This window comes from Vibrio sp. SS-MA-C1-2 (genome assembly GCF_021513135.1).
GTDB lineage: Bacteria > Pseudomonadota > Gammaproteobacteria > Enterobacterales > Vibrionaceae.
In genome coordinates this window covers 1,825,895-1,840,493 of the sequence record NZ_CP090981.1, presented here as the reverse complement: position 1 = coordinate 1,840,493, position 14,599 = coordinate 1,825,895, and the positions used below count along the sequence as shown (strand labels likewise).

The 14,599-nt window shown below is 39.1% G+C and carries 12 protein-coding genes; 5 read left to right on the top strand and 7 right to left on the bottom strand.

The genetic code is table 11. The annotated features are described in order from the left end of the window. Positions 1-36 precede the first annotated feature (36 nt). From L0B53_RS12840 to arsA, 3 genes are all read left to right on the top strand, one after another. Positions 37-567, top strand: coding sequence for a GNAT family N-acetyltransferase (locus L0B53_RS12840; protein ID WP_235060007.1), 531 nt, complete (start codon positions 37-39; stop codon positions 565-567). A 229-nt stretch (positions 568-796) separates the two neighbouring features. Then, positions 797-1,156 carry an arsenite efflux transporter metallochaperone ArsD gene (arsD, locus tag L0B53_RS12835; RefSeq protein WP_235060006.1) on the top strand — a complete coding sequence of 120 codons (360 nt, stop codon included), beginning with the start codon at positions 797-799 and terminating at the stop codon, positions 1,154-1,156. Positions 1,157-1,167: 11 nt separating this feature from the next. Next, on the top strand, positions 1,168-2,913 hold the full coding sequence (gene arsA / locus L0B53_RS12830) for an arsenical pump-driving ATPase (RefSeq protein WP_235060005.1): 1,746 nt from the start codon (positions 1,168-1,170) through the stop codon (positions 2,911-2,913). Positions 2,914-3,022: 109 nt separating this feature from the next. Here the strand turns inward: arsA and L0B53_RS12825 are convergent, their stop codons facing one another. Beyond that, positions 3,023-4,351 (bottom strand): AarF/ABC1/UbiB kinase family protein, encoded by a 1,329-nt coding sequence (locus L0B53_RS12825; RefSeq protein WP_235060004.1) that lies wholly within the window; start codon positions 4,349-4,351, stop codon positions 3,023-3,025. 240 nt (positions 4,352-4,591) lie between these two features. On the opposite strand from L0B53_RS12825, the gene L0B53_RS12820 reads away from it, so the two are divergent. Together L0B53_RS12820 and L0B53_RS12815 are read left to right on the top strand one after the other, a co-directional pair. Then, complete coding sequence (locus tag L0B53_RS12820) at positions 4,592-6,604, top strand: CocE/NonD family hydrolase (RefSeq protein WP_235060003.1); 2,013 nt, start codon at positions 4,592-4,594, stop codon at positions 6,602-6,604. 305 nt (positions 6,605-6,909) lie between these two features. Beyond that, entirely contained in the window at positions 6,910-8,535 is a 1,626-nt protein-coding gene (locus L0B53_RS12815) for an ABC transporter substrate-binding protein (protein WP_235060002.1), read from the top strand. Between the two features lie 61 nt (positions 8,536-8,596). On the opposite strand, the gene L0B53_RS12810 is transcribed toward L0B53_RS12815, so the two are convergent. The 6 genes from L0B53_RS12810 to L0B53_RS12785 form a co-directional block, all read right to left on the bottom strand. Beyond that, positions 8,597-9,127, bottom strand: coding sequence for a chromate transporter (locus tag L0B53_RS12810; RefSeq protein WP_235060001.1), 531 nt, complete (start codon positions 9,125-9,127; stop codon positions 8,597-8,599). Positions 9,128-9,130: 3 nt separating this feature from the next. Beyond that, a complete protein-coding gene (locus tag L0B53_RS12805; protein WP_235060000.1) occupies positions 9,131-9,700 on the bottom strand; it encodes a chromate transporter in 570 nt (189 codons plus the stop codon). A gap of 8 nt (positions 9,701-9,708) precedes the next feature. Beyond that, on the bottom strand, positions 9,709-11,322 hold the full coding sequence (locus L0B53_RS12800; RefSeq protein ID WP_235059999.1) for a gamma-glutamyltransferase family protein: 1,614 nt from the start codon (positions 11,320-11,322) through the stop codon (positions 9,709-9,711). Continuing rightward, positions 11,315-12,982: a tripartite tricarboxylate transporter permease gene (locus L0B53_RS12795; protein ID WP_235059998.1), complete on the bottom strand. Its 1,668-nt coding sequence runs from the start codon at positions 12,980-12,982 to the stop codon at positions 11,315-11,317. Before L0B53_RS12795 ends, L0B53_RS12800 begins: the two co-directional genes overlap by 8 nt. Positions 12,983-12,993: 11 nt before the next feature. Continuing rightward, the gene (locus L0B53_RS12790) at positions 12,994-13,470 is read right to left on the bottom strand and encodes a tripartite tricarboxylate transporter TctB family protein (RefSeq protein ID WP_235059997.1); all 477 of its coding nucleotides are present in this window, start codon (positions 13,468-13,470) and stop codon (positions 12,994-12,996) included. A 66-nt stretch (positions 13,471-13,536) separates the two neighbouring features. After that, a complete protein-coding gene (locus L0B53_RS12785; protein WP_235059996.1) occupies positions 13,537-14,508 on the bottom strand; it encodes a tripartite tricarboxylate transporter substrate binding protein in 972 nt (323 codons plus the stop codon). Positions 14,509-14,599: the final 91 nt, after the last annotated feature.

Here is a 14,599-nt window from a genome sequence, read left to right as displayed (position 1 = left end):
AACTTTATTATGTGATAAAAGAAAGGAGAAAGAGATTTGTTAGAAACAGACCGATTAATATTAGAACCTATCTCATATCACCATGCTCCTGCCCTTTATCGTTATTATTGCAACAACGCCGATCATCTAGAGCCTTGGGAGCCAACCAGAGATGAGGATTTTTATACCCTCAGATTTTGGCAACAAGTTGGCTTAAGCAGTGAGCATTCATTTTCTGAAGGGCGAGAATTCCGCTTCGCCTTAATTGAAAAAAGCAGCCAACAACTGATAGGTGTTTGCAACTTTACTTGTGTCATGGGAGGTGCTTTTCAAGCCTGTTATTTAGGTTATTCAATCGACCACCAGCATCAAAATCAAGGCTTAATGAGTGAAGGAATAAAAGCGGGAATTGATTTTATCTTTAATGAGGTTGGTCTCAATCGCATAATGGCTAATTATCTGCCTCATAATCGTAATAGCGCCCGAGTTTTAGAAAAGTTAGGCTTCGAAATTGAAGGGCGAGCAAAACGATATTTAAAGATTGATGGAAAGTGGCAAGATCATATTTTAACTGCAAAGGTCAGATAGCTTTTTATTCTTTCTATTTAATGAACCATGGCTAACTACTTACTTGCCGCCTACTAGCAAACGAATCAAGGAGACCAATGACTTAGTAGCCTCACGTTTGAAGTATCTATCAATTCTTATATTAAGTGCAAAATCACAATCATTAAACAAAATAGTTGCAGGACAAGCTGAATAGGAATATAGTCTATCGTAAATCGACGATAGACATTGTTTAATATAAGGTATAAAAATGAAAAGCATTACAATTTATGATCCATCAATGTGTTGTTCAAGTGGTGTTTGTGGAACTGATTTAGACCAAAAGCTTGTTGAATTCTCAGCAAACTTTAGCTGGTTAAAAGAACAAGGTTCTGACATTAAACGTATTAATCTAGCACAAGAGCCTATGGCATTTGTTGAAAACAGTGCTGTCGCTGCATATTTAGAGTTAATGGGTGAAGAAGGTCTTCCTTTAACGTTGGTCGATGGTCATGTTGCTTTAACTGAGCGTTACCCTAACCGCAAAGAGCTGGCTAAATGGGCTGATATTGAGTTAGTTGAAGAAGAGAAAAAACCTAGCAGCTGCTGCAAGTCAACTGGCTGCTGCTAAGGAGAAATAATATGGTCAATTATCTTAACGCTGTACCTAATTACCTTTTTTTCACAGGTAAAGGTGGAGTTGGTAAAACATCTCACGCTTGTGCATCTGCACTATCTCTTGCCGAATCAGGTAAAAAAGTTTTAATCGTCAGTACTGATCCAGCCTCTAACGTTGGACAAGTTTTTGATACTCAAATTGGCGATACCATTACTGCGATTAATGGTGTAGAAAATCTTTATGCGTTAGAGATCGATCCTCAAGCGGCAGCTGAACAGTACCGAGAACGTATTGTTGGTCCGATTAGAGGTAAGCTTCCTGATCCAATAGTCAAAAGTATTGAAGAACAACTGTCAGGCGCCTGTACTACCGAAGTAGCCGCGTTTGATGAGTTTACTGATTTACTAACTGATGAAAAACTTCAGCAAGAATTTGACCATATTGTCTTTGACACGGCACCAACTGGCCATACTATTCGTCTTCTTCAATTACCTGGTGCTTGGAATGAATTTCTAGAGCATGGTAAAGGGGATGCTTCGTGTCTAGGTCCACTGGCTGGACTTGAGAAACAGCGCGTAAAATATGCGAATGCAATTTCTGTGCTTTCTGATCAAACTCAAACTCGCCTAATTTTGGTGGCAAGAGCGCAATCATCTACCATTAAAGAGGCAGCTAAAACTCACCTAGAGCTTGATGATTTAGGTTTAAAAGGTCAGCATTTAGTACTAAACGGCCTTTATCCAACAAATCGTAGCGATGACGATCCATTAGCTGAGGCTATCATTAAACGCGAACAGAACGTGGTAGCAAATCTTCCGGCTGAGCTAAAACGTTTACCGTTATCTCAAGTTTCCCTGCTCTCTTCAAATATCTTAGGTTTAGATAATTTAAGAGCGCTTATCGATGAAAATATAGTAGTTAATCACCCAGTCGCTGCTACGCTAGTTGATGAAGAACAGTACAACTCATTATCAGATCTTATTGACCAACTTGCGCCACAAGGACATGGTTTAGTGATGTTAATGGGTAAAGGTGGTGTCGGCAAAACAACGATGGCGGCTTCCATTGCCGCTAAACTTGCAGAACGTGGCGGTAATGTTCACCTGACGACTTCAGATCCTGCTGCTCATTTGCGTTATACCTTAAATGACGATGCGACAAACTTTACGGTGAGTAAGATTGACCCAGTCGCTGAAACTGAACGTTACCGTGAATCAATTCTGAAAGAGAAAGGCGAAAATCTTGATGATGCGGGTCGAGCATTGTTAGAAGAAGATCTTCGTTCACCTTGTACTGAAGAGATTGCGGTATTCCAAGCATTCTCAGAAATCATTAAACAAGCTGAAGAGAAGTTTGTCATTATGGATACCGCACCAACGGGGCATACTTTGCTATTGTTGGATGCAACAGGTGCTTATCACAAAGAAGTGACTCGTCAGGATCAAGAGGTGGAAACCCCACTTTTAAAACTGCAAAACCCTGATCTAACTAAAGTGATTATTACTACATTAGCAGAACCAACCCCTGTTCAAGAGGCAGCTGACCTTCAGCAAGATTTAGAACGTGCCAATATCAAACCTTGGGCATGGGTCATCAATAACTCGTTGGTACAGAGTTCAGTTAAAGCAGAGTTATTAAAAGAGCGAGCGGCAAGTCAAAAGCCATTAATTGACCAAGTGATCAATCAATATGCTCAACGTACTGCTGTTGTGGCAATGCAAAAACAAGAGCCCGTTGGTATTGATGCATTAAAAGCATTAGCGAGTTAATTGCTATACCCAAAGTAATTGGAGTTGCTAGATTGAAGACGCAGATATTTAATCTTTTTAAATATCTGCGTTTTTTTAACAGACCACGTTGATAACAATGACTGACGGCTTATCCCCTTTGACCATCAGGGTAAAGATGAGGTAATAGCAGCTCATGGACATTAACCCGACTACCAAGGTGAGAGGCTAAAAGATACATCCCTCCAATTTTTCGATGTAAAAACAGGGCGTCGGAAGGCGGAGTATGCCAATAATTTTGTTCTAAACTCAAGACTTTACCTGCATCTTGTAAACGCTTTGAAAGATCACTGTTTTTAAAATCAAACTCATCTTGATAAATGACAGGCTCACAAGCCACAACCACTAGATCTAAAATCGTCTCTCGTTGTTCTGGCACAATATCTTGACTAAAAAAGCCTATCTTTTCCAGCGCACGATTTAATTCAACTTTATCGCCTTCCAGTACCGATCGAAAAGCAACTCGATAACCCTCGCTTATTTTTTCGCTATAGACTCGTGTTGCTCCAAAATCGAGTAATGCCACTCTCCCACTCTCTTTACAATAAAGATAATTGGCATAATTGGGATCCGTCTGAACCATCTTAAATTCAAACAATTCACGGAAAAACAGAGTGATTAACTGTTTTAATACTCGATCTTTCACTTCTTGAGGCTCATCAACTAAACTTTCAATCGCAACACCGTCGATAAACGTCATTGTCAATACGGTATCACAACTACATTCTGGATAAATATCGGGAACAATAAAATTTTTGTTATCATTTAATAGTGTTTTATATTGTTGAGCAAAATCGGCTTCTCTCAGATAATCCGCTTCATCATGTAGCTGTATTTTAGCATCCTCAAGTAACTCCTGATAATTAACACCCTTAGGGATCAGTCCAACGACATTCAGCAATGTGCCCACATTATTTACATCGCTATCGATACTATTTTTAACGCCAGGATACTGTACTTTTACCGCCACTCTATCGCCATCATCGGTATGAGCTTGATGAACTTGCCCGATAGAAGCACTGGCTAAGGGCTTATAGGTAAATGAGAGAAATAACGACTTCCAATCCTCGCCCAACCCTTGCTCCATTGTTTTGCTTAACTGTTTAGCAGGCATTGGGTCGGCATCGGACCTTAACCTTGCAAGAATCTTCGCCAGTTCAGGATCTAAAATATCCCCAGCATCCATAGACAACATTTGTCCTAGTTTCATCGCCGCACCACGAAGGTGTGCAAGTTGATCCGTTAAACGTTGAATATTACCGGGTGTCAGAAGCAGATCCTTAATTTGCGGCTTATTCCCCTGAGCTAATTGTTTGCTCCCTTCCTTGATGACATTGCCTGCTACTCGGGTCGCTAATGATGCAAAATTGCCAAAACGAGAAATTCTGTTGGTCGGAAGATCTCTCTCTTTCTTGGACATACCTGCACTCCTGAGCTCTGTGCTTTGAAATCAATAATGAATGGAATTACTGATAGTTAGTATAGTTGAGCAATTTAGAAGTGACAATTTGGGACAAAATTAGGCATAAATCATCGCAACACGATTATTTAACGCTAAATGACACTATTTTAAAATCTCATTTTTAACAGCTAGTTAACTTATTTTTAATTAAAGGGTATGCTAGCTACCAACAATAAATAATAGAAAATAAGGATATTCATGGAAGAGATCATTGAAATTCACCACGCCCAGCTTCCCCTACCTGATAAGACAAAACTCGCTTATCGAGCTTGGATGCCTAAAAATGCAGAACAGAAACCAGTACCAGTCATTCTTGAGTTTCTCCCTTATCGCAAGAATGATGGAACAATTGTTCGTGATGAAATCACCATGCCACAAACCGCCGCACAGGGTTATGCATGTGTACGAGTCGATTTACGAGGTTGTGGCGAATCAGAAGGTCTTTTTGATGATGAATATTCACCACAAGAGCTACAAGATGGTTGCGATGTTATTACTTGGTTAGCAGAACAACCGTGGTGTGATGGGAATATCGGAATGGTTGGGATCTCTTGGGGTGGTTTTAACTCCTTACAAATTGCAGCCCTTCAACCACCAGCGTTAAAGGCGATTATCACTCAATGTTCAACAGATGATCGTTATCGAGACGACATTCACTATTCTGGTGGCTGTCTGCTTAATGATAATATGGATTGGGCCGCTTTCTTTTGGGCTTATGCGCAAGCTCGCTCTCCTGATCCAAAATTAGTGGGCGAAAATTGGTTAGCGATTTGGAAGGAGCGGTTAGAAAAAATGCCTTTTCTTGCTAAACCATGGATAAAAGAACAGCGTAGAACTGACTATTGGAAGCAGGGATCAGTATGTGAAAACTATGATGCCATTAAAATTCCCGTTTATGCCATGAGTGGTTGGGCAGATGGTTATCGAAATACAGTATTTACCCTATTATCCAACCTTAAAGGTCCTAAAAAAGGGTTAGTGGGTCCATGGGCGCATAAATATCCTAATATTGCTTATCCAGCGCCTCAAATTGATTATGTCAAAGAATCCGTTCGATGGTGGGATCGCTGGTTAAAAAACCAAGAAAATGGCATCGATACCGAGCCTAAACTTCATTACTATTTGCAAGATAGCGTCAAGCCACAAACGGATTATCAACACCGAGCCGGTCAATGGGTATCTGAACCGAATTGGCCATCGACAAATACGGAATATCAAGCTCTCTATTTTACTAAAAACAAACTTTCAACTCAGCAATCGTCAACAGACGACATACCAGCAACAGAACAAAAAGCCTATCTATCTTCTCCTCAAACCGTTGGCTTAGATGGTGGTCGTTTCTGTGTTGGAATTCGTTTAGACATGGAACACCCTGATGATCAGCGTATCGATGATGCAGGATCATTATTTTTTGATTCAGAAGTGCTAACTGAATCCACTCCAATTGCGGGTGAAATTATCGCTAATTTGGCATTTACCAGTAAAACTAACAACGCAAATTTAATCGTTCGAGTGTGCGATGTTCATCCAAATGGTGAAGTGACAAAAATTACCCATGGTATTTTAAACTTGTCTCATCGTCAGAGCCATGAGCACCCTACTTTACTGAAAATAGACAATGAAGAACAGGCTACCATTTCACTCAATCATATCGCCTATGTCGTACCCAAAGGACATCAAGTTCGTGTTTCTCTCTCAACGGCATATTGGCCATTGATTTGGCCGAGTTCTGAAAAAGCAGATCTCAACTTTAATTTGCAACAGTGCAAAGTGACACTGCCTCTGAATAAAACCCCGACTATTTCATCTTTGGTTCCACCGTACAATCAAGCGGTCGAATTCAAAGGAAAAGCATTACGAAACTCAAATGGCACAAGAGAAGTAACCAAAGATTATAAAACAGGCATAACTACATTAAAAACCTTTGAAGATTTTGGTCATCAGTTTTATGACTCCTGTGAGACAGAAATAGATTTCACCATTGAACAAGCATTTTCGATTCATAAGGATGATCCTACTAGCGCAAAAAATGAAATTACTTTAGCGGTCGAAATGGGAAGAGAAAACTGGAGAACAGCCATTAAAGCGGATTATCAAATGACCTGTGACCGAGACTATTTTTATATTAAAGCCAATTGGTCGGCAAGTTATAACAATGAAACAATTTTTAATAAGCACTTTGATGAGAAAATATTGCGAGATTTTGTTTAATAACGCAATACAAAAATCAGCAACAAGTTATACCCTTCTTGCTTGGAGCTGCTAGGTTATTGACGGCGTCTCATTCACTTGTCGCCGACTAGCAACGCCAATTACTTTGGGTATAAATTTAACTAAACATCCATCAACAGAAGAGGCAGATTCATTATTGCCTACGAGTAAAAAAGTATTTTGCCTTTTCTGTATGATAAATCATCAACTAAATACTCTACTCCCCATTTTCCCACTCAAATATGTTAACCTAATTGCTTAGTTGTTACGGATTACAGCTATTTAAATGACAATGGAGTTAACAAATGATAAAAAATAGAATCACTCAAACACTTCTTTTTACTTTAGGTCTCTCTACCTTTTCAACCCTTTCTCACGCGGCCAACGTGCCAGATAATGTTCAATTAGCACCCCAACAAGAGTTAGTGCGTGGTAATGGAATGGAAGTGGCTTCAATCGATCCACATAAAGCGGAAGGTATGCCAGAATCTCATATTATGCGCGACCTTTTTGAAGGCCTTGTGAATCAAGATGGTGATGGGAATACCGTAGCTGGAACGGCAGAGAGCTGGCAAACAACGGATAATCGAACATTCACATTTACACTTCGTCAAGATGCAAAATGGTCAAATGGTGACACTGTCACGGCAAATGACTTTGTTTATAGTTTTCAGCGAATTGTCGACCCAAATGAAGCGGCACCGTACGCTTGGTTTGTAGAAACAATGACCATTAAGAATGCCACCGCAGTTATTAATGGCGAGAAAGATAAGTCTGAACTTGGTATTAAAGCCATTGATGAACATACATTAGAGATCCAATTATCTGAAGCGCTCCCTTATTTTGTTGATATGTTAAGCCATATGGCATTAAAACCGGTTCATCAGGAAACCGTAGAAAAGTTTGGCGATAAATGGACAAAGCCAGAAAACTTTGTCGGTAATGGTGCCTATCAAATCAATAAATGGGTAGTAAACGAGCGTATCGAAGTTGTTCGTAACCCACATTACTGGGATAACGAAAATACTGTTATCAATAAAGTAACTTTCTTACCGATAGATAACCAAATCTCGGAGATGAACCGTTTCTTCTCTAATGAGATTGATATCACTTATGAAGTTCCACTTGAACACTTTAAGCATATCAAAAAGAAAAATCCAGAGTCTTTAGGCGTCATTCCGAGCTTGTGTTCTTACTATTACGCATTTAATACTCGTAAAGCGCCGTTTGATGATGTTCGCGTGCGTAAAGCCCTCTCTTACACCATCGATCGAGATATCATCTCGAATGCTGTTTTAGGTCAAGGTCAAAAACCCGCTTACTTACTGACTCCAGAAGTTGTTGCAGGGTTTGAACCAAAAATCCCTGAATATGCATCGATGAGCCGTCAAGAGCGAACTAAAAAAGCTCAGGAATTATTAGCTGAAGCTGGATTCAATGAAGATAACCCACTTAACTTCTCATTACTCTACAATACGTCGGAGAGTCATAAAAAAGTCGCTATCGCGATTCAATCCATGTGGAAGAAGTCACTGCCTGTCAATGTTGATCTCTATAATAAAGAGTGGAAAACGTATTTAGACGATCAGCGTGAAGGGAATTTTGATGTGACTCGTGCAGGTTGGTGTGGCGATTATAACGAAGCATCGACGTTCTTAGGGTTAATGAAGTCAGGGATTGTTTCTAATCAGCCTAAATTTGCTAACACTGATTACGATGCTATCATGCAAAAAGCGATTACGGTTGAAGATAGCGTAGAGAGAAACATGCTTTACAATCAAGCCGAATCTGTATTGGCGAATGAAATGCCAATTGCCCCTATTTACCAATATGTCCAACCGAGATTAATTAAGCCAAGTGTGGGTGGATTCCCATTCAATAACGGTTTAGAACAGATCTATTCTAAAGATCTTTATATTAAAGCGAACTAATAAAAAAAACCAACTGCCAAATAATCTCTGGCAGTTGGTTTTCGACCACTTTAATAAATAATTAACCTAAGAAAGCGGCACCGTAAACTAAGCTACTGCAAATAACCCAAGTTGGATGAACTTTTAACTTATCTAACGTTACTCCGGCCACAATAAAGAGTAGTGCGAAGTGGAATAAGCCAGCCTCTAAACCTGAAACGACTAATTTATAGCTTAGAATGACCATTAAAGCCGCAATAACCGGTAAAACCCAAGCGCTTAACGCTTTGACTTTTGGTGCATTACGATACTTATATAGAATACTCATCGCTATAATCATAATAATGATTGTCGGTGCCGCCGTCGCAATGACCGCAATAATTGCACCGATTACACCACCAACCTCATAACCAATATAGCCTGCCATCTTAGTTGCAATTGGGCTAGGTAAAGCATTACCTAAAGCAAGTACTTCAGCAAACCGAGCTGCATCCATCCAAGCATAATTCCCAACAACTTGAGCTTCAATCAGTGGGATAATTGCAGGTCCTCCGCCATAACCAACAATATTTGGTATAAAAAAGGCTAAGAAAATATCTAAGTACATTTCCATAAATCACCCACTTTGCTTTGTTGATTTAGACTCAAGTTTCTTTTCAGGCTTTATAAATACACCTAGAATAACTGCGGCAACAATTAATCCAGGATGTACTCCAAAGGACAAGACAAGAATAAGCGAAGCCACTGACAAAATTGCTGTAGATATCACCCCCACAGCTTTATAACCTTTTAAGAAAAAGTCATAACATAACTTAGACATCATCCAGGCAACAACAGGTACCACTCCCATCGCCATTCCTTTGACCCAAGGTGTATCACGATACTCATTTAAAAGGCCTAATCCAACAATCATAACGATGATAATTGGAATAATGGTAGCAAATACAGCATTAATGCAACCGGTAACCCCTCCAACCTTATAACCAATATACCCTGCCATTTTTGTTGCAATTGGCCCAGGTAAGGTATTCCCGATGGCTAAAACATTGGAAAACTCATCGTCTTCCATCCATTTATAGTTATCAACAACTTCTTTATGAACAAGAGGGATCATCGTTGGTCCCCCTCCAAATCCAAAAATACCAATTCTAAAAAAAGCATTAAATAGATCTATTTGTTTTTTCATTATTATCTCTAAAATGCTGCAATTGAGCCGTCAGTACGCGCTTCTGTACCACCACATAAAACACCAGACTTAGGATCTTTCACAATGATCTGTCCTCGACCATAAGTCGTATAATCAGAAGCGACTTGAACATGATGTCCTTTGCGCAGCATTCCTGTCACAATATGATTTGGCATTGCTTGCTCTAAACCGATATTCATTCCACCCATCCATTGCCAACGAGGTGCATCAAGAGCAGATTGAGGATTTAAACCAAAATCAACCATATTCATTACAACTTGCATATGCCCCTGTGGCTGCATAAACCCACCCATTACCCCAAATGGACCAACAGGCTCTTTTCCTTTAGTGATGAAACCAGGGATAATTGTGTGATACGTTTTCTTATTCGGTTGAAGATAGTTATCATGGTTAGGATCCAATGAAAAGTTCTCACCACGATTTTGTAAGGCAATTCCTGTACCAGGCACAACAACACCAGATCCAAATCCGTGATAGTTGCTTTGGATAAATGAAACCATATTCCCTTCATTATCAGCAACTGCCAAGTAAACGGTGCCACCAGCAGGAGGCTTACCAACAGAAGGTTCTATCGCTTTACTTCCAATTAGATTACGTCTCGTTTGAGCATATTCATCAGATAATAATCCTTCAACAGATACTGACATCTTATCACTCTGGGTAATATAAGCTTGCCCATCAACGTAAGCAAGTTTCATTGCTTCGCACTGTTTATGGATAGTATCTAAATCATCACGGCTAGAAAATGTGTCATTTTTAAGCATGTTTAATGCCATTAATGCAACCATTCCTTGACCATTTGGTGGGATCTCCCAAACATCATAACCTTTATAGTTGATACTGATAGGTGTTACCCACTCAACCTCATAACGCTCTAAGTCACTTTTACGAATTAAACCGCCAGTTTGTTGTGAAAAAGCATCAATTTTATCTGCCAACTCGCCATGATAAAAACTACTTGCTTTCGTTGCTCCAATTTCACGTAGTGTTGATGCATGACCAGGACTTCTAAATAACTCACCAGGAGCCGGTGTTTTGCCTTCAATTGTAAACATCTCTAGCCAAGCTTGCTTCAACTCATCATTTAGTGCGGATGAAAATGTATTTTCTGCTTTTTCCCACAAGAAGCTAATAGTCGGTGAAACAGGGAAACCATCGTCAGCTAACTTAGCCGCTGGTTCCATCAAATCAGCAAAAGGTAATTTACCAAAACGTTCACTTAATGCAGCCCATGACGCAGGAATACCGGGAACGGTAACCGGAGTCCATCCATAAAGAGGCATCTTATCATGACCTTGCTCAGTCATTAGTTCAGGTGTTAATGCTTCTGGAGCAAAACTAGAACCATTTAAACCATATAATTTATCTTTGACCCATACAATAGCAAAGGCATCTCCACCAATACCACAACCCGTAGGTTCAACAACGGTTAGAGCAGCAGCTGTTGCTATAGCAGCATCAATTGCATTACCGCCATTTTTTAAAATATCAGCACCAATTTGTGCAGCCAAAGGTTGAGAAGTAGCAACCATTCCATTTTTTGCATAGGTTGCCATACGTTGTGATGTGTATGGGTAAGATAATCCATCATTACTAAGCATTTGTTACTTCCTTATTAAACATAACTCGATTTTTTCTATGTTGATAAATATTGTAAATTCCCATTAAAACAATAAAAACACCAATAACTGAACGAATATAGCCATCCATCATAAATAGTGGAATTGATAATGAAAAAAGCATGATGGGCATAAAGTAAGGAGCCCATGTAGCACTAATTGACTTCCCTTTTTGATAAAGAGGAAAGCATGAAGAAAATAAGGCTAAAATAATAAAAAACAGAGACCAAGGTCGCGTGATAAATACCATTAAATTAGAATCTGTTGATAATGCTCGAGAAAAATTAATTTCTGCGATATGACCCAACACAACACCCAAGATCATCGGTGCTAGTGGAAATCCTAATCCTTTTAATACAAAACCAACCATACCAAAAATAAATAAAGTCCATATATCAGCTTCTAAATTATTCAGAGAAAAAACACCTACCGAACAATAAAGCAGAATCACCGAAGCCAATGTATACATTGGTACGCGAGTTACTTGTACAAATGCTTTCAAACAAAGTGACTGTAAAGCGACCATAAAGAAATGGGCAATAAAGAACGCGATAAAAATCCCATTAGCTAAGACTGGCTGTTCACTAATAAAACCAGGACTTGGTACAATATTGTGAACCATTAATGCCCCTAACATAACAGCAGTTACCACATCCCCAGGAATACCCAGTGCCATCATAGAAATTAATGAGCCACCAGCAGTAGCATTATTTGCAGCTTCAGGTGCGATGATCCCATCAGGGTGACCTTTACCAAATTCGTCTTTCTCTTTTGAAGCTTTCTTAGCTTGATCATAAGCCAATACATTTGATATAGAACTGCCTGCTGCAGGAAGAATTCCAGTAAATACACCAATAACACTAGAACGACACAAATTTACCCAACTAGATAGAACCTGACTAATGGCTGCAAAATGATTAATCTTTGTTGCTTGGCCTGGATTTTTCATCAAAGGCTCTTTCGCTTTCTTTTTATCAGACAAATCACCAAGAAGCTGGGAAAATGCAAATAAACCAATTAATACTGGCAGAAAATCAAAACCATCAACTAGAAACTCAGTACCAAATGTAAAACGCTCAACACCATTAAGATCATCGGTACCAATACATGCAACCAAGAGACCTAATGCACCAGCAATTAGTCCTTTGACTAAGCTACCATTAGATAAGCTAGCGGTAATAGTCAAAGCAAAAAGAACTAATGAGAAATAATCCCAAGGCCCAAATTCCAAACCAATGTTAGCTAATTGAGGGGCCAGTAATACCAATACAATTGATGAAAATATGCCACCAAAAAAAGATGCCCAAACACCAATTCCTAATGCTAAACCTGGCTTCCCTTTTCGTACCAAAGGAAAACCATCAAAAGTTGTTGCTATTGATGATGGCGTTCCTGGAATACCAGTTAACATCCCGGACATTAAACCGCCAGATAATCCCCCGACCATCACGGAGATCATAGTGGCTAACCCTTGAATTGGGCTCATTCCAAATGTAAATGGTAATGTTAATACAATCGCCATAGTAATGGTAAAACCGGGGATAGAACCGGCCAGCAAACCACCAAAAGTGCCCGCAGCCATGAGCATCATTGTTTCTAAAGTAAACAACTGGCTTGCTGCATCTAAAACATCTACAAACATCTATTTATTCCTTAATACATTAGAGAGTAAAGTAACTCGCCTTCCGGTAAAAATACGCTTAAACCATATGTAAAGACGATATACATTACAGCGACGCTGCCAATCGCAATGACAAGGTGAATAAAAAGATATTTTAGGGTTTTATGACCAAGCATCGTTAAAACTGTAAAAACAAATAGACTGCCGCCAATTAACATTCCTAAGTAAGGAAGGGTATAAACAAACATCCCAAATAAAGAAAAAACAATTAAAACATTACGAGGAAAAAAAGTTTTCCAATTAAATTTTTCTTCATTTTCTGACTTTAATGAAGTTACAAAATAGATGACACACAAAATGGTCAGCAAAGAAAGTATAATTGTTGGCCATACATCAGAAGTAATTGTTCCATAATTTGTACGTTCAATACTTCCTAACGCATTAATAAATAAACCACATCCCATTAAAAGGATTAAACCTACAACACTATCCCTATTGATAAAGTTCATATTATCTCCTTAACGAACTTTTTCAAATAAAGGGGTATAACTCTACACCCCAAAATTATTCAAATATTATTTTACGTTATAAATGCCAACTTGCTTGGCAAGTGCTTCCCAAGATCCAAACTCTTGCCCTAAAGATTGAGAATAATCATTAGAAGCTAAGTATTTAACTTCAGTACCTTTAATTCGTAGTGTTTCTTTAACCTTTGTGCTTGCAACTGCTTTCGCAAATACTTCTTCATAATAGGCAACAATTTCAGGTGATGTCCCTTTTGGTAGAGCGACACCTCGACGTACACCGAATTCAACATCAAACCCTTGCTCCATAACAGATGGAACATCTGGCATCTGCTTTTGGCGATCTTCTGACGTTGTTGCTAATAATTTAATTGCACCGGTCTCAACATTTTTACGAGAAGAGGTTAGATTTGATAGACCAATGTGTGCATTTCCTGAAAGTAGTGCCGTCGTACGTTCACGTGTACCATCATAAGAAACATGACGAAACTTAACATTTAACGCCTCTTCTAACATCAACATTGTATAGTGTGATGTAGATCCTAATGAACCAGCGGCAACAACAGTATTAGGGTTAGCTTTTGCATAAGTTTGCAGCTCAGCAAGTGTTGAATATGGCTGCTGTCCATTCACACCGATATATTCAGCCGTTTCTGTTAACTGTGCAACAGGTAGATACCCATCCCAATTTACTTTTGCTTGTCCGCCAAGATAACTTGTCATCACTGATTGGTGAATAGCTAATAACTCACAACCATTCTTTCGGGTTTTCAAGAATTTCTTTGAACCCTTATTGCCACTACGACCAGGCATATTAACAACTTGTAATTGTGGCTTGATGCCTTGAGCATTTGCCTCTTCAACGATGGTACGAAAAATAATATCCGTTCCACCACCAGCGCCCCAAGGCACAATTAATTTCGCTGTTCCACAAGGCAAACGAATCTCATCACTTGCAAAGCTATTAGTAGAAAAAGCGCCTAAAACAAGCGCTGCCGATAAAGCTAATTTATTTTTTAACATTAAATCATCCCTGTGAATGTATATTTTTAATAAATAATCGATTATTGTAATAATTAATGCAAATTAGCGATTATTAGTAACAAAGTCAACA

Excerpts from the sequence above, each read along its gene's own strand:
- arsD (WP_235060006.1), top strand. The coding sequence starts at position 797 with ATGAAAAGCATTACAATTTATGATCCATCAATGTGTTGTTCAAGTGGT.
- arsA (WP_235060005.1), top strand. The coding sequence starts at position 1,168 with ATGGTCAATTATCTTAACGCTGTACCTAATTACCTTTTTTTCACAGGT.
- L0B53_RS12825 (WP_235060004.1), bottom strand. The coding sequence starts at position 4,351 with ATGTCCAAGAAAGAGAGAGATCTTCCGACCAACAGAATTTCTCGTTTT.
- L0B53_RS12820 (WP_235060003.1), top strand. The coding sequence starts at position 4,592 with ATGGAAGAGATCATTGAAATTCACCACGCCCAGCTTCCCCTACCTGAT.
- L0B53_RS12815 (WP_235060002.1), top strand. The coding sequence starts at position 6,910 with ATGATAAAAAATAGAATCACTCAAACACTTCTTTTTACTTTAGGTCTC.
- L0B53_RS12810 (WP_235060001.1), bottom strand. The coding sequence starts at position 9,127 with ATGGAAATGTACTTAGATATTTTCTTAGCCTTTTTTATACCAAATATT.
- L0B53_RS12805 (WP_235060000.1), bottom strand. The coding sequence starts at position 9,700 with ATGAAAAAACAAATAGATCTATTTAATGCTTTTTTTAGAATTGGTATT.
- L0B53_RS12800 (WP_235059999.1), bottom strand. The coding sequence starts at position 11,322 with ATGCTTAGTAATGATGGATTATCTTACCCATACACATCACAACGTATG.
- L0B53_RS12795 (WP_235059998.1), bottom strand. The coding sequence starts at position 12,982 with ATGTTTGTAGATGTTTTAGATGCAGCAAGCCAGTTGTTTACTTTAGAA.
- L0B53_RS12790 (WP_235059997.1), bottom strand. The coding sequence starts at position 13,470 with ATGAACTTTATCAATAGGGATAGTGTTGTAGGTTTAATCCTTTTAATG.
- L0B53_RS12785 (WP_235059996.1), bottom strand. The coding sequence starts at position 14,508 with ATGTTAAAAAATAAATTAGCTTTATCGGCAGCGCTTGTTTTAGGCGCT.